The sequence below is a fragment of the Halocynthiibacter sp. genome, assembly GCF_049608145.1.
Lineage (GTDB): Bacteria > Pseudomonadota > Alphaproteobacteria > Rhodobacterales > Rhodobacteraceae > Halocynthiibacter.
Window position 1 is genome coordinate 1 of the sequence record NZ_JBMYXF010000005.1, and the last position, 18,749, is coordinate 18,749.

Sequence of the window (18,749 nt, forward strand, 5' to 3'; positions counted from 1 at the left end):
TTCTTGCTTGGGAATGCCTGAAAATCAGACGCCGACGTCGACAATCGCCTGCGCAAGGATCGGAACGGTGTTGGCGTTCAGACCGGCGATGTTCAGGCGGCTGTCGCCCACCATGTAGATCCCATGTTCCACCCGCAGTTTTTCAACTTGTTCAGGTGTAGCACCCAAACGAGAAAACATACCGCGATGTTCCGCAAGAAACCCAAAGCGATCTGAATTGGACAGACGTTTCAGTTCGGCTGCTAGCTGCTTGCGCAGTTCCAGCATGCCAAGACGTGTTTCTTCCAGTTCGGCCATCCAGTCGGCTTTCAGCGCGTCATCGTTCAGGATGGTGCTGACGATGCGTGCACCGTGATCAGGTGGGAAAGAATAGTTCTGACGATTCAGGAAGGCGAGGTTCGCTTGGCTGCGTGCCTTTAGGCTTTCATCCTGCGCAACTGCCATCAGAAGGCCCGTGCGTTCACGGTAGATCCCGAAGTTCTTGGAACAGCTGGCCGCGATAATGGTTTCGGGCATTTCGGACGCCACCATGCGCACGGCAGCCGCGTCATCTTCCAGACCGTCACCAAAACCTTGATAGGCGATGTCAACGAATGGCGTCAGGTCTTTTTCTTGCATCAATGCAATTACTTCGGCCCATTGTGCCAGTGTTAGGTTTGCGCCGGTCGGATTGTGACAGCAGCCATGCAGCAGAATGACATCACCGGCTTTTGCGCCCTGAAGATCTTCCATCATGCCGTCGAAATTCACGGTTGGGGTGTCATCATTCAGATACCGGTATTCGGACATTGGCATGCCCAGATATTTGATGATTGACGGATGGTTTGGCCAGGTCGGGGCAGAAAGCCAAACAGTGGCATCTGGTGCCGCCATTTTGATCAGCTCAAGTCCCTGGCGGATCGCGCCAGTGCCGCCAGGTGTCGCAACCGCTGCAACATTGTCACGGGAAACGGCGGATCCCAGAACCAGAGATACCATCGCATCGCCATACGCCGGATCGCCGGCAAGACCTGTATATGCCTTGCTGTCCTGTTCTTCCCAGATCTTCTTTTCCGCAGCCTTCACCGCCCGCATGACGGGGGTGTTGCCGCTGGCGTCCTTGTAAACACCAACGCCCAGATCGATCTTATCTGTGCGCGGGTCTTCGCGGTACATCGCCATCAGGGCGAGGATTTTATCGGCGGGCTGGTCTTTCAGGTTCGTCAGCATCTTATGCGTCGCTTTCCACTTTCAGGTCTGAATACATGCCCCATTCGGCCCAGGAGCCATCATAGAGCGCATGATCTTTTTTCCCCATCCGTTCCAGCGCAAGGCACAGAACGGCGGCGGTGACACCAGATCCACAGCTGGTGATCACGGGCTTGCCAAGGTCGGCACCCGCTGCTTCAAATACAGCCCGCAGATCTGTGGGGGATTTCATGGTTTTGTCATCGTTCAGCACGGTGGCGAACGGAACATTCTTTGAATTCGGAATACGGCCAGATCGCAGACCTTCCCGCGGTTCTGGTTCCAGCCCCGAGAAACGGCCCGCAGCGCGCGCATCAATAATGGTGTAATCCCGCAGTTTAGACGCCGCGGCGACCTGGGTCACATCTTTGATCATATGGGCTTGGCGCTGTACGGTCATATGGCGGTCGCGCACAATTGGGGGCAGGTCTTCGGTGGGGCGGCCCTCTGCAATCCATTTTGGCAGTCCGCCATCGAGAACCGCAATATCCATTTTGCCCATTAGGCGGAACAACCACCACACACGCGCGGCAGAGAAGAGGCCAGAGCCATCATAGACAACAACCTGATGTCCGTCACCCACGCCCATGGCGCGCATGCGGGACATGAATAATTCCACCGGTGGGGCCATATGTGGCAGTTCCGAACGTGGATCGGAAATCGCATCAATGTCAAAAAAACGCGCCCCGGGAATATGACAACCTTCGTATTCGGTGCGGGGATTGCGTTCTTCGGCCGGCATATACCAGCTTGCATCAATGATCCGCAGATCCGGGTCTTTTATATGCTTCGCCAGCCAGTCAGTGGAAACCAGTGTTTTCGGATCATCTGCTGTCATTTTTACCCCCGCATCATCACATACGCCCGCTTTGGGCGCTTAATTCCCTGCCTACTCCGATGCAAACGGGGGCGCAAGAAAAACACGAAAATTAACAGGTCTCAGACACAAAAAGACGCAGAGGCCGGAAACCTCTGCGTCTCATTGCACCTTACTCAACAGAGCACTCTTTACTTCGCGAGGGCTTTACGTACGACCGCAACAATGGCCAGAACAACACCACCGCCAACACCACCAGAAGCGAGTTGACCAACAATTGCACCAATGTCCAAGCCACCGCCGGCTGCCGCATCGGCAAGTCCACCTGCACCCACCATGCTCAGGATTGTGCCACCAAGCCCACCGCCGGCGATGCCCGCGATTGAATTGATAAGCGTCCCTTGGTTCAGATCCTTCAGTGCGCCACCTGCGACGTTACCACCGATTGCACCTGCAACAAGACTGACAATCGTTCCAAACATGTTATACCCCTTACCGCTTTTATACAGCAGATGATCAAGACCATTCCCTGACTGATCACCCACGCCCCGATGTTTTACCGGTTGTGCATCCTAAATATTGAAGTGGAGGCCAGAAGATCAGGGGAAAAGGACAATAGTTTTCCCACAGCCAGGGAATGCCATGGTGTAAATTCGAACTGAATGCAGATAAATGGTTGACCGTGAGAGGCTTGTCTTATTGGCAGTGCTTGTGTTCAACTCTCAGAGTTGTTTCTGAGTGTTTAGAGGCTGATTTACGAATACGGTTATTTTGCTCGTCATTGGGTTTAGCCTAGCTTTTCTAGCTGCGCGATTTTTGATCCAAAAACTGCTTATTTTGACAGCATCGTTGATATCTTGGGGCTTTGGAAACATAAAAAGAAATCTGTCTGAGGGGAGAAAACAAAAACGCGTAGGGGGTTCTGCCAGCAAGCCTCCTTTGAGTAAAGGGTTGTTAGAAAATTATGACTACAGTATTTCTACCCGAGAAGAAATTAACGCGTTGGTGCTTAAATTCGATGTTCCCGAGAATCCGGTCACGACAACACTGACACATGGGAACCGTATTGATTGTTTGAATCGCCACAATTACCGCGACAAAGGTAAAACTGATGAGAGTTGGCTTGTTTATGGTCAACGTTATGAGGTGATCAAGAGAATCCATCCCAATCGGTCAGGTTTGCTGCAAAAAGGGGCTGTCGTTACATTTTTGGGGTATTATGTTTTCCCGTATGACAATGGTCTTCGTCTGTATTTCGAAGATGCTGACCGTCGAGAAATTTACCTTGAGTTTGAAGGCAACATACCCTCGGATGATCAGATACAAATGTGGAGGTCCGGGATGAACGCGGAGTATCTCAAGGTGCTGCCCGATAATCCACGCTCGACTGAATTAAAAACCTTCGGCGCGGTTGTTTCTGCACTGAAAGGTACTCTGGATCGTGAAAGCTGGCGCAGGGTATGTGATCAGGCATATAACGAGGGGTTCGCAGCTGGCGCCGAAGCGGCTCGTTCGAACAAAAACTGACCGATACGCAGAACGATGGATCCCAATAACTGTGGATATGTCATGGCTTTGCATAGAAACCGGGGGAAGGTTACCCTTCTTTCAGCAACCGCTGTTTCTGACGGCCCCAATCGCGCTTGGCCTCGGTTGCGCGTTTGTCGTGGTTTTTCTTACCTTTGGCGACGCCGATCTTAATCTTCACGCGGCCTACATGGTTGAAATACATCACCAGCGGCACAAGCGTCATGCCCTTACGAGACGTCGCCTGCCAAAGCCGTGACAGTTCTTTGCGCGACACCATCAATTTGCGACGTCGCTTCTCTTCATGACCAAACATCACCGCCTGCTTGTAAGGCGCAACATAACTGTTCACGAGCCAAAGTTCACCATCCTCAACCGCAGCATAGCTTTCGGCAATATTGGTTTGACCCACCCGCATGGATTTCACTTCAGATCCTTCAAGCACGACGCCGCATTCAATGTCATCCTCGATGGCATAGTCATAGCGTGCGCGCCGGTTCTCAGCGATCACTTTGTAGTTTTTTTCTTCTGCGGTCTTGGGTTTCTTAGCCATAGGGATGATCTATGCGCTCTGGCGACAGGTGTAAAGGTGCGGCGCATTGCGCGCTTGCGCGACACCTTTTCATCTTGCCCGAAATACTCCGGGGGTTTGGGGGCAGAGCCCCCATTTTGGTCAGTTGATCAGGCCTGCATGACGCATGGCAGCATCGATCTGCGCTTTGGTGTCATCCAAAAGCCCTGTCAGCGGGGAACGCACCTCTTCTGAACAGAGGTCAAGTTTTGACAAACCATATTTTGCACCGGTCAGGCCAGGTTCAATAAAGATCGCCTCATGCAGGGGCATCAGTTTGTCTTGGTATTCCAGTGCCTTCGCGTAATCCCCCGCCAGCGTCGCTGCTTGGAATTCCGCGCAAAGACGCGGTGCAACATTCGCTGTCACGGAAATACAACCAACACCACCATGGGCGTTAAACCCTAGCGCAGAGGCATCTTCACCGGACAGCTGAATGAAATCTGCACCACAGCTTGCACGCTGTTGGCTGACGCGGGCGATATCGCCGGTTGCGTCTTTCACAGCGACAATGCGCGGCAGCTTTGCCAGTTCACCCATGGTTTCCGGTGTCATATCAACAACGGAACGGCCCGGGATGTTGTAAATCACAATCGGCAGATCGCAGGCGTCATGGGCCGCTTTGAAATGTGCGTAAAGGCCGCGTTGGGTTGGCTTGTTATAATACGGCGTCACCACCAGACCAGCCGTCGCACCCACACGTTCCGCGTGCTGCAGGAAACGCACGGTTTCAACGGTGTTATTGCTGCCGGCACCGGCGATCACGGGGATACGTCCGGCCACAACTTCAACAACAGCCTCAATCACGGCCTCATGTTCTTCATGGGTCAGGGTTGGGCTTTCACCGGTTGTCCCGACAGGCACAAGACCGTCGGACCCCTCAGCAATATGCCATTCCACAAGTTTCTTAAGCGCAACAAAATCCACCTGGCCGTCTTTCAACGGCGTAACCAATGCGGGCAGAGAGCCAGTAAACATGATACGCTTCCTTTGTGTTGCGGGCGATTGTTCGCCATAAATGTCATTCTCGCGGCGGATCAGTGCCGCCGCGTCTCTCTATCCGGGATTGTGACTTGTTGGAAGGGGGAGATCAGTTAGATTTGCGCCCAAAACAGCGTGATTCTGCGCAAAATGAGGAATGTAGTGGTGCGGACAGCTTTTCAATTCATCTTGGCGTTGTGCTTTGTGGCGATTCTGACCCTGTCTCCTGCGCAGGCCCAATCGCGTCAGGACGCTTCTGCCTTGGCGCGTGCGTTGGAAGCGGTGAAAACGGAAAACTGGCCCGCCGCGCAATCTGCCGCCCGTGCCTCTGGCGAAGTCGGGCGTGATGTTGTGCAATGGTTGCGCCTGCGTGCGCCGGAAGGCTCTTTTTCCGAATACCGTGATTTTCTGGCACGTCGTGGCGATTGGCCTGGTTTGAAACTGCTGCGTCGCCGGGGCGAAGCCAGCATTGATGAAAATACGCCACTGCGTCAGGTGGTTGCCTATTTCGAGGAACAGAAACCGCAAACCGGCCATGGTGCGCTGTATTACGCCCGTGCCTTGCGGGAAACCGGCAATCCAAATGATGCGCGTGCGCAGATCGTACGCGCCTGGCAATCCCTTCCAGTCGAAGAAGATGAAGACCGCGAGATCTACCTTGGTCGTTACGCAGGTCTTCTGGAAAGCCATCACAATGCACGTTTGGATCATTTTCTGTGGCGTGCGGATCGGGAAGAAATCGCCAAAATGATGCCGCTGGCATCGGCGGGTTGGCAAGCACTGGCGCGTGCGCGTATGGGGCTGCGTCGGGATGAAGATGGTGTTGATGGGCTGATCGAAGCCGTGCCTTCCAGTTTGCAGAACGATCCGGGCCTTGCCTGGGAACGGTTCACTTGGCGTGCGCGCAAAGGTCGTTATGACAGTGCTGCGGAACTGGCCATTTCACAGGCAGGCAGTCGTGTTGGCACTGGTGAAGCCAATCGTTGGGGACACTGGCAACGTGCGATTGCGCGTCAGTTGATGCGCGACGGGAAAAACCGTGCAGCGTATCGTCTGGCCGCGACCCATGGCATGACATCCGGCAGCAACTTTGCTGATCTGGAATGGCTTGCGGGCTATATTGCGTTGCGTAAGTTGAACGATGCCGAAACTGCGGCCCGTCATTTCGCCCGCTTTAAGGACGCTGTCTTTACCCCCATCAGCCTTGGTCGGGCGGGGTATTGGCAGGGCCGGGCGCAGGAAGCGTTGGGCAATGATGCCCGTGCCGCGGAATTCTATCGTGCGGGCGCGCAGTTCCAGACCAGCTTTTATGGTCAGCTGGCGGCAGAACGTGTTGGTGTTTCGATGGATGAACGCCTGACCGGGGGCGAGGAATTTGAAAACTGGCGCAATGCCCCATTTCTGAAAAGCACTGTTTTTCAAGCTGGCTTTCTGTTGCATCAGGCCGGGGATCTATCCCTGTCTGAACGTTTCCTGACCCATCTGACAGAAACCCTGCCCCGGGCCGAAATTGGTCAGCTTGGCAATCTTGCTGTCGCGCTGAAAGAACCCCATTTGGCGGTGATGATCGGCAAGCGTGCGGCGTCTCGTGGGTTGACCTTGCATGCGGCGTATTACCCGTTGCATCCGCTGATTGAGGGGCGTTTGCCTGTGGTGCCTGAACTGGCCTTGTCCATTGCCCGGCGTGAAAGCGAATTTGATCCGGTGGTGATTTCCGGTGCAGGTGCCCGTGGCTTGATGCAACTGATGCCACGTACCGCGCAGCAGGTGTCAGGTGAACTGGGCATTCGTTATAATCTTCAGGGGCTGACATCGGATCCAGAATATAACGCCCGCCTTGGATCAACCTACCTGGCGGGGCTGGTTGAGGAATTTGGCACAGCGTATCCCCTTGTTGCTGCTGGGTATAATGCCGGGCCGTCCCGCCCGATCCGCTGGATGGAACGCTATGGTGATCCGCGTCGTGAACGCACCGATCCTGTTGACTGGATTGAACATATTCCATTCCGTGAAACCCGGAACTATGTGATGCGCGTGATGGAAAGCATGATCGTATATCGTGCGCGCCTGTCCGGTCAGACAAGCCCCATCACCCTGTCAGAGGAATTGCGACGTACACGCTGAATAGGTTCAGACACCAAGATTGCGGCGGATCACTTCGGGATCTGCCTGCAAATCTGCCCGGCTGAGCGTTTCCAGATTGCGCCCATTTTCAACAAACACAGCTTTGTCCGCCAATGTCAGGATCGCATCGACCCGCTGTTCCACCAAAACAACGGCAAGCCCCTGATCGCGCATGCTGACGATCACATCCTGAATTTGCGCAACGACAGAGGGCTGCAACCCTTCGCCTGGTTCATCCAAAAGCAAAACCTGCGGATCAATCGCCAGGGCCCGGGCGGTGGCTAACATTTGCTGTTCGCCACCTGACAATGTGCCCGCCTGTTGTTTTAGGCGTTCGCGCAGTCGGGGGAAGAGATCCAGCACTTTTTCACGCATCTCGCGGCGTTTGCTGCCTTTGAAATTGCGCGCCATCAAGCCAACTTCGATGTTTTCTGCGACAGACAGTTCCGGAAACAGGCGCCGCCCCTGCGGCACAAGCGCGATGCCTTGGCGGGGGGTATCATGTGGCGGCCTGGCGCTGACGTTTTCACCGTTTAAGGCAATGTCGCCACCGGTTACCGGAACGATCCCCATGATCGCGCGCATCAATGTTGTTTTGCCTGCACCATTGCGGCCCAGAATGCAGGTGATCTCACCCGCTTGGGCGGTGACAGACAGGTCATACAGCACCTGCACCTTACCATAATGGGCGGAAACGGAATTGATTTCCAACATTATGCGCCCCCCAGATATGCAGCCTGAACATCGGCATTTGCGCGGATCTCATCTGGGGTGCCTCGGGCCAGAACTTCGCCGTTGTTCAGGACAGTCAGGCTGTCGGACACTTCCATCACCACGTTCATATTGTGTTCGATCAGCAGAATGGTGGTTTCCCCGCGCAGATCACGCACAAGGTCTTTGAAGGCTTCTACCTCGGGCAGGGCCAGGCCTTGTGTGGGTTCGTCAAGAATGAAAAGTTCTGGGTTTTGGGCAAGCCCCATGGCGATTTCAAGCACGCGTTGGTGCCCGTATGACAGATCCCCGGCCAGCTGATCCGCCTGATCGGTCATGCCGACACGTTCCAGCACGCCATTCACTTTTGCCTGCACCGCAGCCCGATCACGCCCAAGGACACGCCGTACTGCAAGCGCCACGTTTTCACGCACCGGCAGTTTGCCAAAGATCGATGTGATTTGGAATGTATAGGCAATGCCAAGGCTGATGCGTTTATGGGCGGGGAGGCGGGTGACTTCGGCCCCATCAAACCAGACTTTGCCGCGCGTGGCGGGAATGCGGCCAGACAGCATGCCGACAAAGGTAGATTTGCCCGCCCCATTCGGCCCAATCAACGCGTGGATTTCACCGCGCGGTAAGGTGAAATCAATGTTGTAATTTGCATTCAGCCCGCCATAGGTTTTGGTCAAGCCTTTGGTTTCAAGGATATTCATGGCAGCCATGTGATGAACCTCCGGCGCACTTCGCCCAAAATCCCTGCGGGAGCAAACAGGGCAAGCGCCACCAAGACAAAGCCCGCGACCATCATATTTCCGCCGGACCAGTCAATCAGGTAGAACATAAATAGCGTGCCGACAAAGGGACCGATCGTTGTGCCCATGCCACCCAACAGAACATAGAGCAGTGGGAAAATAGAATAGGGCACTGCGGCGAATGCGGCCTGGGCGGATCCAAACAACAGGCAATACGCCGCGCCGGACAGGCCCGAGATCGTGCCGGACAGGATCACTGCGATCAGTTTGTGCCGGGTGATGTCATAGCCCAACATACGGGCGCGTTCTTCGTTCTCACGGATCGCAACAAGACAACGCCCAAAAGGCGTGCGTACAAGCCAACCGATGAAGAACAGCACGATCGCAAACAAGATGAGGGCGGCGAAATAGCGGTTCTGCGCGTCGGACAGATCAATGCCCATCAGGGCGCGTGTGGCCTGGGGCAGGACGAAGCCCTCGTCGCCACGGGTGTAGGTGCCAAACAATAGCACCGTCAGATACCCGGCTTGGGCGAACATGAGCGTGACGATCATGAATGCGACACCGGATGTGCGCAGGGCAAGGAATCCCACAACGGCTGAGACAACCAGTGCTGTGATCAGTCCAGCCAGAATACCCGGTCCGGCGGATACCCCGCCCAGATGCATGGCAAGGCCAAGCCCGTACATGCCTGCACCAAAGAACAATGCGTGTCCAAGCGACAGAAGGCCGGTGTAACCAAACAGTAGATTATAGCCCATGGCATAAATCGCAAAGACCATGATCCGCGCCAGATTGCCCGCATGATAGACCGGCAGAACAAACCAACAGATCACCAGAGCAGCGATCATCGCGGCGTGCAAAAGGTGGATGCGTGAAACGTCTGACATCAATGCGTCCCCTTCCCAAACAAGCCCTGCGGGCGGAAGACCAGAACCATGGCGACCAGGAGCGTTGCGATGATCTTTGCCAGCGTGGGCGAGAAGAAGACCGAGATGATCCCGTCACTCATCCCGATTAGAAGGGCCGCGACAATCGTGCCGCGCAGGCTGCCCAGACCACCGATGATCACAACGATAAACGACAGCAAAAGCGGGTCATGGCCCATCAGGTAATAGGCCTGCTGCACCGGCACGATCAGAACTGCGCCAAGGGCCGCAAGGGCTGCGCCCATGCCGAAAGTCAGCGCATAGATCCGTTCCACAGGTATGCCAAAAGCTGTGGCCATATCACGGTCTTGCTGCGTCGCACGCATCACAAGGCCCACCTTTGTGCGTGTCATGATCATCCAGAGACCAAGCAACAGCATGGCGGCGGCGAAGATAATGAAAAGCTTGTAGGAATTGGTGGACAACCCCCAAGGGTAATACATTTCAAACCCGGCCTCTGTCCATTCGAACCATGGCAAAGCAATGCGATGACTAAAGGGCGGTTCAACCGGTTGCGCGTTTGGGCCAAAGCCAATCAATGCGCCCTGTTGGATGATATAAAGCAGCCCAATGGTGGCCACAATCGTGCGTTCCGGGTCATAATCCAGGCGTTTTAACACCAGCCAGTCGGCACTGGCCGCTAGTAAGCCAATGATCAGGGGGGCCAATATCGCAGCGGCGATAAAGCCCAGTGCGGGATGCCCGCCGACAGCGGTCGAAATAAACCAAGCCGCCACCGCGCCCAGCATGAAAAATTCGCCATGCGCCACGTTGACCACGCGCATGACGCCAAAGGTCAGAGACAGGCCAACTGCCGTCAGCGCCAAAACCGCCGCCGTAATCGCACCTTCGAGCGCAGCCAGCATCAGATGAGGACCAAATTCCATCGTGTTCTCAGATTATCCGGGAAAGATGCAGGCCCGAGATGCCGGGCCTGCGGAAAAGCATCAGAAGCTTTGAGTGGTGTAGTCGACTTCATCTTCATAAAAGCCGTCTTCAATTGCGGTGGTGTGTTTGACGTTCAGGCGGCCTTCTTCGACCTGTGAAATATACTGATGACCAAAGACCTGGTGGGTCTTGCCATTGAAGATTTTCGCCCCCTGTGGGTGATCGTCGGAATGGGCCATGTCGGTCATATCTTCGATCGCTTCGATCAGTTTTACGCGATCTGCTGGCCCCTGATACCCGGCGGTTTCCATGCCACGTTTGATGACGTTCAGCGTTTCCCAGCAAGAGAACATATGCGCATAGGTCGACACATCGGCGCTGTCCGCAAGGCTTGCGCCGTTGTCATCGATGCCGATGGCCGCGCGGTAGGCTTTGTCATGGTCCGATTGATCCGCCTGGGCGTAACGCGGATTGCCTTCCCAGAAATAGGTGCCTTCTAGGAATTCGAGGCCAGGGGAGGACAGATCGACCGCCTCAAGGCTGTCGATGAACCCGAAGATTTCCGGGCGGGACGGGCCAAAGAATTCGCCCATTTCTTTCACAAATGTCAGCACCGCAGGGCCGACCATCACGTGATAGATCACCTCGGTTTCACGCGGGATCTGCGGGAAGTATTTGGTAAAGCTGGTCTCTGTCGGTGGGATTGCGATTTTCGCGACGACTTCGCCGCCCTGGGCTTCAATCGCGGCCGAGAAGAAATCGCGGTGATCATGGCCGAACGCAAAGTCAGGGAAGATCATGGTGACTTTCTTGCCCAGATTATTCGCCACAAATGGCGCCATGGCCTGAACTTGGCTTTTCACATCCGTAATGCCGGGCTGCATGACATATCGGTTCAGCGCGCCGGATGCCACGTGATGGCCTTCGGAACACACGAAATACGGCAGTTTCAATTCGCCCGCACGGGGGGCAGAACCGTAAACCACATGGGAAAACAGCGTGCCAAACCCAATGTCACATTCATGCTGTGTGGCAAATTTTTCGACCACTTCTGCGCCGCGCTTTGGGTCGGTGCCATCGTCTTCGATCACCAATTCCACCGGGCGGCCATTGATGCCCCCCATGTCGTTGATCCGGGCGACGGCGGCATTGGATGTGCGTTCATACCAACGGCCATAAGCGGCGCCAATTCCGGTGCGATGCAGCTGGAAGCCAATCTTTATCGGCGCGGAGCTTTGCGCCTGGGCAAAACCGGACAGGCCGGGCAGAACTGCGGGTGCAAGGGCTGCCCCCCCAAGTAGGCCCAATGTGCTGCGCCGTGAAATCGTTGTTTTCTTTGTGGAAGTCATCGTGTAATCCCCCCGTAAGCTGGAATATGTTTCTGGCTTCTGTGTCCGTTGATTGAGCGTTAGTTTGTATGTATGCAAACGATCTGTCTACTGTTTTATTCAAAAATGCAGCTACACCCCGCGCGGGCTGGCCAGAAGCCAGAGCCCAAGAAACGTATAAGCTATCATAAAGATGATCAGGGGCAGTTGGCTTTTTAGTGCCTGGGCCCGTGTGCCTGACAGACGCAAGGCAAAGCTGTGAGATAGCAAAATAGCAAGAATATGCCCGATAACAATCGCGCTGGCCTGAACGGTATAGATTGTCGCCACCGAAGCGGGGCGGTTGAAAAACCCCGTTGTAATAAAGGGTTCTGCATGATCGCTGTCATGGGCGAAATGGAAAATCTCCTGGAGGGCAATCAAAAGATACTGCCCATTTACTAGGAACGCCGTCAGATAATGGGCGATGTGATATCCGGCAGCAATTGGCAAAAGGGCCAGGGCCATCAGCGTGAAAAAATTTTGAAACCCTTCTGGCTTTGCCGCTATGCGCCACCCCAACCAGCAGCACATCGCAAAGCTAAGCAAAAGCGTGATCTGGGCCAGAACAAAGCCCAGGATCATGGGGATGACCACCTGCGAACGGCCTGGGAAGGCCAGCGGATTGACCCCAATTTGTGCCAGCCACCAGAAGGTTTCATTAATACCGTCATAGCTGCCTGCAGCCAGCATCGCGATGGTAAAGATCGCCAGGGAGAGGGCGGGGATTTCGGCCTGATGAAGGCTATGCCCGGGCATGCCGAAACGGCCCCCGCTGAAAGGGGAAAGGCGTGCGAGCAGAGCAAACATCACAGTGAACCCTTCGCCGCGCTGTAACCAGCTGGGGCCTTTCCAAAGGATCATCCCCATGTGAAACAGCCAGTAGAGACCTGCGATCATGACCAGGCGTTTGGGCGCATCCGGGGCAATATCGACCATGGCAAAAAGATAAATCGCCAGAAAGCAGAACAAGGCGGGCCAGCAGGGCTTTGCCGTTTCGGGGCTTGGTTTTTTCAGAAACTGCGTGACAAAGGCCCAGGGGTTTAGCCCGTGCCAGATATTTCCGAACATGACCTGCAATGCAGGCATGATGAGCCACAGAAACGTCCAGATATACAGCGGCATCAGGTTTTCAAGAGGATGCTGTTCCCCAAACATACCCGCCAGCACTACGCCGATAAAAATGAAAAAACCGGCAAAAGACAGTGGCATGTACAATCTGGAAGTGACGCGCAGACGGATGGTTGCGAATAGTGATGCGACGCCGGACCGGGGCAACAGTGCTGCGACCATGACGGACAGAACAACCGCGCTGACACCCGCCGCCGTGTAGAAGCCAGTGGGCATCAATAGAACAAGCGCGCCTTCCGACACATGTGCCTGGGCTATGCTTGGCCATAAGGCCAAAAGGCCTGTGAGGGCCGCGATTGTTGTGTGCCGCATATTTTGTCTCCCGGGTTATCTTGCAACTGTGTGCGGGCCATTTGCAAGAATGACATCGCGCTTGTGCGATTTAAAATTCATGTTAGCATGCTAACAACTTTTAGGGAGAGATCACATGGCCGGCCCCACCAAAGAAAACACCACCAAAGGCAAACTTGTTATCAAAAACATTGGCTTGATGCTGTCAGGCAAAATGGAAGCCCCGATTTACGAGGCCGATTGTTTAATTGCTGTTGATGGCAAGATTTCTGAGTGGGGCTATGAAAAGGATCTGGATTGCGAAGGTGCCGACACGGTTGTGGATGCCCATGGGGTGACCTTGGCCCCTGGCTTGATCGACAGCCATATCCACCCGGTTGTCGGGGATTACACGCCGCGTCAAAGCCAGTTGAACTGGATTGATTCGACATTGCACGGCGGTGTCACCACGTTGATTTCCGCCGGAGAAGTCCATATGCCGGGCCGCCCGAAAGACATTGTGGGGCTGAAGGCCATGGCGATTGCCGCACAGCGTTGGTACGATAATTTTCGCCCCTCTGGTATGAAAGTGCACGCTGGCGCGCCGGTTATTGAACATGGGATGGTCGAACAGGATTTCAAAGATATGGCTGATGCGGGCGTCAAGCTGTTGGGCGAAGTTGGCCTGGGCACAGTGAAGGACGGAAAAACCGCGAAACAGATGGTGGATTGGGCGCGCAAATACGGCATTCAATCCACGATCCACACGGGCGGGCCATCCATTCCCGGCTCAGGTCTGATTGATGCGGATATGGTGTTGGAAACCGGAACTGATGTGATCGGTCACATCAACGGGGGCCACTCTGCCCTGCCGGATGATCAGATCATGTGTCTGTGTGAAAGCTGCACGGCTGGCCTTGAAATCGTACATAATGGCAATGAACGTGCTGCTCTTTTGACGTTGAACACGGCACGTGAACTTAAACAAATGGATCGGATCATTCTGGGTACCGATGGGCCCGCCGGGTCAGGTGTGCAGCCACTGGGGATTATGCGGATGGTGGCGATGTTGTCAGCGCTTGGGAATGTCCCGGCTGAGATCGCTTTTTGCTTTGCCAATGGCAACACATCGCGCCAGCGCGAGCTGGACACTGGTATTATCGACGTTGGCAAATGCGCCGATTTTGTCCTGATGGATCAGGCCCAACATGCCCCCGGTAAAAACATCCTAGAATCCGTACAATTGGGCAACTTGCCGGGTGTCGGCATGACGATCATTGACGGAAAAGTCACATCAGGCCGTTCCCGCAACACCCCGCCCGCGGGGCGTCTGCCGGAATGCCTGACCTGACGATTACAAGCGGTCCTGCGCGGTTTCAGACATGATTTCGTTGAAAATGGCAGGGTCCGTCACACCTTCTGAGCCAATCAGAAGAATACGGGCGTTCTGATCCAGGTTCAGTTTTTCCCTGAGTGCCGGTTCAAGGCTGGCTGCAATCACGGCGGCCAGGCCTGCGACTGCGCTTTCGCCGGCTTCGATCATCGGGTCGTTGCATTCGCATCGTGCCAACATGCGGATCACGGGTGGAATAATTGTGTCGGGGATTGTCAGGAAATCGGATGCTTCTTCTGCCAGTATTTCCCATGCCATTCCGGATGGTTCACCGCAGGACAGGCCCGCCATGATCGTTTCTTCTTTGATGGCGAAATTCGTGGCTTTGCCGTTGCGGGCGCTGTCAAACAGGCAGGCCGCCAGATCTGGTTCGACGATTACCACCTGTGGGGAAGCTTCTGCGTAATGCTGCCGCAACCCGGCCGCGACCGAAGCGGCAAGCCCGCCGACGCCGCCTTGCAGAAACACATGGGTGGGGGCTTGGGCCAGGGTCTGGCAGATCTCGCGGGTCATCATGCCATAGCCCGCCATCACATCGCGGGGCGGTTCTGAATAGCCGGTCCAGGATGTGTCGGAGACCACAAACCAGCCGTGTTCTGTGGCTTCTGATTTGGCAAGTAAAACGGATTCGTCATAATCGCCTTTGATCCGGACAACATCCGCGCCCAGGTCACGCATCGCCTGTGCCCGGCCTTCGCTGACCTCGGCATGAATATAGATACGGCAGGGCGCACCAAAACGTTGACATCCCCAGGCAAGTGAACGCCCGTGATTGCCATCCGTTGCGGAAACAAGTGTGATCTCTGAGACGTCTTTTGCATATACGCCGTTGCGAATATCTTCGGCAGATACATCACGCCCCAGCTTTGCAGTCAGTTCACGCTGCAAAATACGCAGGGCGGCGTATGAACCACCAAGCGCCTTAAAACTGCCAAGACCAAAACGCGGACCTTCATCTTTGTAATGGATTTGCCCCACATCAATTCTTTGCGCCAGACCGGGCAGGGGCACCAACGGGGTGGGTGCGTAGCCTTCCCATTGGGAAATTTCGTCACAGGCATGTGCAAAATCATCAGGCGAAATGACAGTGCTGGCAGCGTCACCCGTTTTACGCTGGGCCGTGGTGTGTTGCAGTTTAGCGTTGCGGAAAATGTCCATGTCTCAGGTGTCCTTTCGGAGGGGAAGGCGGTCGCGCACAAGTTGGGACCAAAAGTCAGCCCCAATGGGTAACAGCGCGTCATTAAAGTCGTAGTCAGCCGCATGCAGGGGCTTGCCGTGTGCATCATCTGTGCCATTGCCCAGCAATAGGAAACAGGCGGGCACCCGGGCTGCGAAATGTGCGAAATCTTCAGAGAAACTCATTGGGGTGCGATTGCGGATAACGTCCAGGCCGGCTTTGTCTGCTGCACGATAGACTGTCTCACAAGGTTCCGCAGCATTGATCGTTTCAATGAATTCGGTCTTGAAAGACACGTCGATATCAACAGCATGGGTTCGGGCGATACCATCCGTGATCTGGCGCATAAATCTTTCGATTTCGATGCGGTCCTCAGGCGTACGTGCGCGCACATCCCCTTTCAGAAGGGTATGCCCGGGCAGAACATTACGCTGGCCGTCTGTCTGAAATTCCGTCACCGAAACCACCGCACCGGCCCCCGGTTGCAGCTTGCGCGACACGATCGTCTGCAGAGCAAGCACCAGTTCAGAGCCAACCGTTATCGTGTCAACACCCACCTGTGGCATGGATGCATGTCCGCCCTGACCCTGAATCGCGATTTCAAACAGGCTTTCGCTGCTGCAGATCACGCCTTCCCGACTGGACACCTGACCTGCGGGTGCGCCCGGCAGATTGTGAATTGCGTAGATTTCATCAACGGGAAACTGATCCAGCACGCCGTCGTCAATCATTGCCTTTGCGCCCAGGCCGTGTTCTTCGTTTGGTTGAAAGAAAAACACCACGGTGCCGTCAAAGTCACCGCCCTGAGACAGGCGTTCCGCCGCCCCCAAAAGCATTGTCATATGCCCGTCGTGCCCACAGGCGTGCATCACGCCGGGGGTCTCTGATATATAATCATGAGAGGAGGTTTCCGTAATAGGCAACGCATCCATATCCGCGCGCAAACCAATGGCGCGGTTGCTTGTGCCCATGCGCAGAACACCGACCACCCCGATGCCTTCATGTGTTTCGATACCCAGGGACTGCAGGGTTTCTGCAACCAGACGTTTGGTCCGAATTTCTTGAAATCCCAGTTCGGGCTGGCGGTGAAACCGATGCCGCAACTTTGTCAGATCCAGTGTCTCAGTCATGTTAGCCCCCTGTATATATCAAAGTGTTCAGTCATAATTTTAGATATCAGAGATGACGATGGGAATGTATTTTCGGATCTTTCGTTCTGATTGGCCTTGTTTGTGGGTGGATTTTTGATGAATATCGGAAAATGGACGAAAAAGATCATGATATTCTGAAGCTGATGCAAAACGATGCGCGGCTGACGGCGGATGCCATCAGTCAACAGGTTGGCCTATCGGCGCCTGCGGTTCAGAAGCGGTTGAAAAAAACTGCGTGAAACTGGCGTGATCGAAAAAGATATTGCGGTGTTGTCCCCTGAAAAGCTTGGCCGTGACATGACAATTATCGCCGAAGTTATTCTGGAAAAAGAGAGCCACGCCCAGCTGGATGCATTCCGGCGAAAAATGCGCGAAGCCCCCTGTGTTCAGCAATGTTATTATACAACGGGTGAGGCTGATTTTATTATGATCCTGCTGGTCCGCGACATCCGTGAATATGAAAAATTCACCCAGGATCATTTCTTTGATGAATCCAATGTCAGCCGTTTCAAAACCTCTGTGGTGATGAACCGGGTCAAAGTTTCACTGGATGTGCTGTAGGCCGCTGCCAGGCAATTCCCTATTCGTCGAGAAACCCTAGCCTTCGAACATAATAGATTGCGGTGTCTTCATTGTAAGCAAGGCAATCTTCAATCCAACCCGGTGGTTGGCCATTTATACGGGCAAGATCCGGGTCAGCGCCCTGATCCAGCAGGACGTGGCCAAATTCAGGTGCGCAAAGCAAAGCGTTGAACACGTTGTCTTCGCCGGAAAATGCATTGGGATCGGCCCCAGCATCCAGCAGGAAATGCGCGCGTGATCTACGCCGTTGTATAAATTCAACAAGGGCGCGATCAAGCACATCCTGCTGCTGTGTCGGGTTGGCGAAAGCCGCGAGATAGGCAGCATTCAAAGGGGTGAAACGGGCCCGGGAAACGGCTTCACCCAAGCGCGAAGGCCCGGCTTTTATTAACGCAGGCAATGCGCTGATCCCATATTCGCTGTCGGCCGCAGCTTCGAGCGGGGACAATCCATCTTGATCTTCCGTGTTCACAGATACGCCAGCTTCAAGAAGGGTATTTACCGCGTGAAAATCCCCGTGGCGGGCGGCGAAGTGGATAAGCGGTCGTCCATTAGACATATGGGCTGCCGGATCTTCGCCAAATTCAAACAGTACCTCCAAAACATCTGCGGCTGACTTTCCCACGGCGGAAAATGCCATTTCTGTCAGTGATATTTTGGCAGATGACGTATCCGGAATTTGTGTTGTTGCTCCGGCTTCCAGAAGGATCTGTGCGACACCGGCATGCCCGCGTGCAACAGCCATGAGTAAGGGCTGGTTTCCCCTTGTGCCATTCGGTGATGCGCCGAGATCAAGAAGGAATGACACCATGTCTTCATGACCGTCGGAAATGGAAAACAGCAAAAGGTCAGGCAAGTCATGCAAGGTGGATAAATCCGCACCCTGTGCAATCAGGGCCTTCGTGGTGCTGACATCCCCTCCGCGAACTGCGAAAGAAAGGAAGTGATTTAAGACTAGGGTGTGTCTGTCGGCCGGGATCTCTGACAAAAACTGCGCGATGCATTCGTCTATCATGCGCAGATAGGCTTCTCTGTCCTGCACTGGAACCGGATGCCGGGCAAAAGCCCGGGCCGGGTCTTCACAGGCGAAGATGCCGGAGGTTGTGAGGCAAAAGATAAAGACGGCATATCGAAACATCTGAAAACAC

Annotated in this window: 19 protein-coding genes; 5 read left to right on the forward strand and 14 right to left on the reverse strand. The window is 54.7% G+C overall.

Translation table 11 applies throughout. From position 1 onward, the window contains the following. Window positions 1-24: 24 nt before the first annotated feature. The 3 genes from ACPGUT_RS02875 to ACPGUT_RS02885 form a co-directional block, all read right to left on the reverse strand. Window positions 25-1,209, reverse strand: a complete 1,185-nt coding sequence (locus ACPGUT_RS02875; protein ID WP_423988739.1) for an aromatic amino acid transaminase — start codon at window positions 1,207-1,209, stop codon at window positions 25-27. Between the two features lies 1 nt (window position 1,210). Then, the gene (sseA, locus tag ACPGUT_RS02880; RefSeq protein ID WP_423988740.1) at window positions 1,211-2,065 is read right to left on the reverse strand and encodes a 3-mercaptopyruvate sulfurtransferase; all 855 of its coding nucleotides are present in this window, start codon (window positions 2,063-2,065) and stop codon (window positions 1,211-1,213) included. 170 nt (window positions 2,066-2,235) lie between these two features. Further along, a complete protein-coding gene (locus tag ACPGUT_RS02885; RefSeq protein ID WP_423988741.1) occupies window positions 2,236-2,526 on the reverse strand; it encodes a hypothetical protein in 291 nt (96 codons plus the stop codon). Window positions 2,527-2,860: 334 nt separating this feature from the next. On the opposite strand from ACPGUT_RS02885, the gene ACPGUT_RS02890 reads away from it, so the two are divergent. Then, window positions 2,861-3,571, forward strand: coding sequence for a hypothetical protein (locus ACPGUT_RS02890; protein ID WP_423988742.1), 711 nt, complete (start codon window positions 2,861-2,863; stop codon window positions 3,569-3,571). Between the two features lie 70 nt (window positions 3,572-3,641). Here ACPGUT_RS02890 and smpB read toward each other — a convergent pair whose 3' ends face one another. Continuing rightward, window positions 3,642-4,124, reverse strand: coding sequence for an SsrA-binding protein SmpB (smpB, locus tag ACPGUT_RS02895; protein WP_423988743.1), 483 nt, complete (start codon window positions 4,122-4,124; stop codon window positions 3,642-3,644). 120 nt (window positions 4,125-4,244) lie between these two features. After that, window positions 4,245-5,120, reverse strand: a complete 876-nt coding sequence (dapA, locus tag ACPGUT_RS02900) for a 4-hydroxy-tetrahydrodipicolinate synthase (RefSeq protein WP_423988744.1) — start codon at window positions 5,118-5,120, stop codon at window positions 4,245-4,247. A gap of 168 nt (window positions 5,121-5,288) precedes the next feature. Between dapA and ACPGUT_RS02905 the strand changes: the two genes are divergently transcribed. After that, window positions 5,289-7,247: a lytic transglycosylase domain-containing protein gene (locus tag ACPGUT_RS02905; protein ID WP_423988745.1), complete on the forward strand. Its 1,959-nt coding sequence runs from the start codon at window positions 5,289-5,291 to the stop codon at window positions 7,245-7,247. A 6-nt stretch (window positions 7,248-7,253) separates the two neighbouring features. On the opposite strand, the gene ACPGUT_RS02910 is transcribed toward ACPGUT_RS02905, so the two are convergent. From ACPGUT_RS02910 to ACPGUT_RS02935, 6 genes are all read right to left on the reverse strand, one after another. Further along, on the reverse strand, window positions 7,254-7,961 hold the full coding sequence (locus tag ACPGUT_RS02910; RefSeq protein ID WP_423988746.1) for an ABC transporter ATP-binding protein: 708 nt from the start codon (window positions 7,959-7,961) through the stop codon (window positions 7,254-7,256). Then, entirely contained in the window at window positions 7,961-8,674 is a 714-nt protein-coding gene (locus ACPGUT_RS02915) for an ABC transporter ATP-binding protein (protein ID WP_423988823.1), read from the reverse strand. The genes ACPGUT_RS02910 and ACPGUT_RS02915 overlap by 1 nt, the downstream gene beginning before the upstream one ends. Continuing rightward, on the reverse strand, window positions 8,671-9,603 hold the full coding sequence (locus tag ACPGUT_RS02920; RefSeq protein WP_423988747.1) for a branched-chain amino acid ABC transporter permease: 933 nt from the start codon (window positions 9,601-9,603) through the stop codon (window positions 8,671-8,673). Before ACPGUT_RS02920 ends, ACPGUT_RS02915 begins: the two co-directional genes overlap by 4 nt. Further along, complete coding sequence (locus tag ACPGUT_RS02925; RefSeq protein WP_423988748.1) at window positions 9,603-10,529, reverse strand: branched-chain amino acid ABC transporter permease; 927 nt, start codon at window positions 10,527-10,529, stop codon at window positions 9,603-9,605. Before ACPGUT_RS02925 ends, ACPGUT_RS02920 begins: the two co-directional genes overlap by 1 nt. A 60-nt stretch (window positions 10,530-10,589) precedes the next feature. Next, the gene (locus ACPGUT_RS02930) at window positions 10,590-11,879 is read right to left on the reverse strand and encodes an ABC transporter substrate-binding protein (protein ID WP_423988749.1); all 1,290 of its coding nucleotides are present in this window, start codon (window positions 11,877-11,879) and stop codon (window positions 10,590-10,592) included. 111 nt (window positions 11,880-11,990) lie between these two features. Continuing rightward, a complete protein-coding gene (locus ACPGUT_RS02935) occupies window positions 11,991-13,340 on the reverse strand; it encodes a hypothetical protein (RefSeq protein WP_423988750.1) in 1,350 nt (449 codons plus the stop codon). A 115-nt stretch (window positions 13,341-13,455) separates the two neighbouring features. Between ACPGUT_RS02935 and ACPGUT_RS02940 the strand changes: the two genes are divergently transcribed. Continuing rightward, on the forward strand, window positions 13,456-14,649 hold the full coding sequence (locus ACPGUT_RS02940) for an amidohydrolase family protein (RefSeq protein ID WP_423988751.1): 1,194 nt from the start codon (window positions 13,456-13,458) through the stop codon (window positions 14,647-14,649). 3 nt (window positions 14,650-14,652) lie between these two features. Here the strand turns inward: ACPGUT_RS02940 and ACPGUT_RS02945 are convergent, their stop codons facing one another. Together ACPGUT_RS02945 and ACPGUT_RS02950 are read right to left on the reverse strand one after the other, a co-directional pair. After that, the gene (locus ACPGUT_RS02945) at window positions 14,653-15,849 is read right to left on the reverse strand and encodes a diaminopropionate ammonia-lyase (protein ID WP_423988752.1); all 1,197 of its coding nucleotides are present in this window, start codon (window positions 15,847-15,849) and stop codon (window positions 14,653-14,655) included. 3 nt (window positions 15,850-15,852) lie between these two features. Further along, on the reverse strand, window positions 15,853-16,998 hold the full coding sequence (locus ACPGUT_RS02950) for an amidohydrolase (protein WP_423988753.1): 1,146 nt from the start codon (window positions 16,996-16,998) through the stop codon (window positions 15,853-15,855). A gap of 131 nt (window positions 16,999-17,129) precedes the next feature. Between ACPGUT_RS02950 and ACPGUT_RS02955 the strand changes: the two genes are divergently transcribed. Further along, window positions 17,130-17,258, forward strand: coding sequence for an Lrp/AsnC family transcriptional regulator (locus tag ACPGUT_RS02955; protein WP_423988754.1), 129 nt, complete (start codon window positions 17,130-17,132; stop codon window positions 17,256-17,258). A gap of 7 nt (window positions 17,259-17,265) precedes the next feature. Beyond that, window positions 17,266-17,580: an Lrp/AsnC family transcriptional regulator gene (locus tag ACPGUT_RS02960; protein WP_423988755.1), complete on the forward strand. Its 315-nt coding sequence runs from the start codon at window positions 17,266-17,268 to the stop codon at window positions 17,578-17,580. Window positions 17,581-17,599: 19 nt separating this feature from the next. Here ACPGUT_RS02960 and ACPGUT_RS02965 read toward each other — a convergent pair whose 3' ends face one another. Beyond that, the gene (locus ACPGUT_RS02965) at window positions 17,600-18,739 is read right to left on the reverse strand and encodes an ankyrin repeat domain-containing protein (RefSeq protein WP_423988756.1); all 1,140 of its coding nucleotides are present in this window, start codon (window positions 18,737-18,739) and stop codon (window positions 17,600-17,602) included. Between the last annotated feature and the right edge of the window lie 10 nt (window positions 18,740-18,749).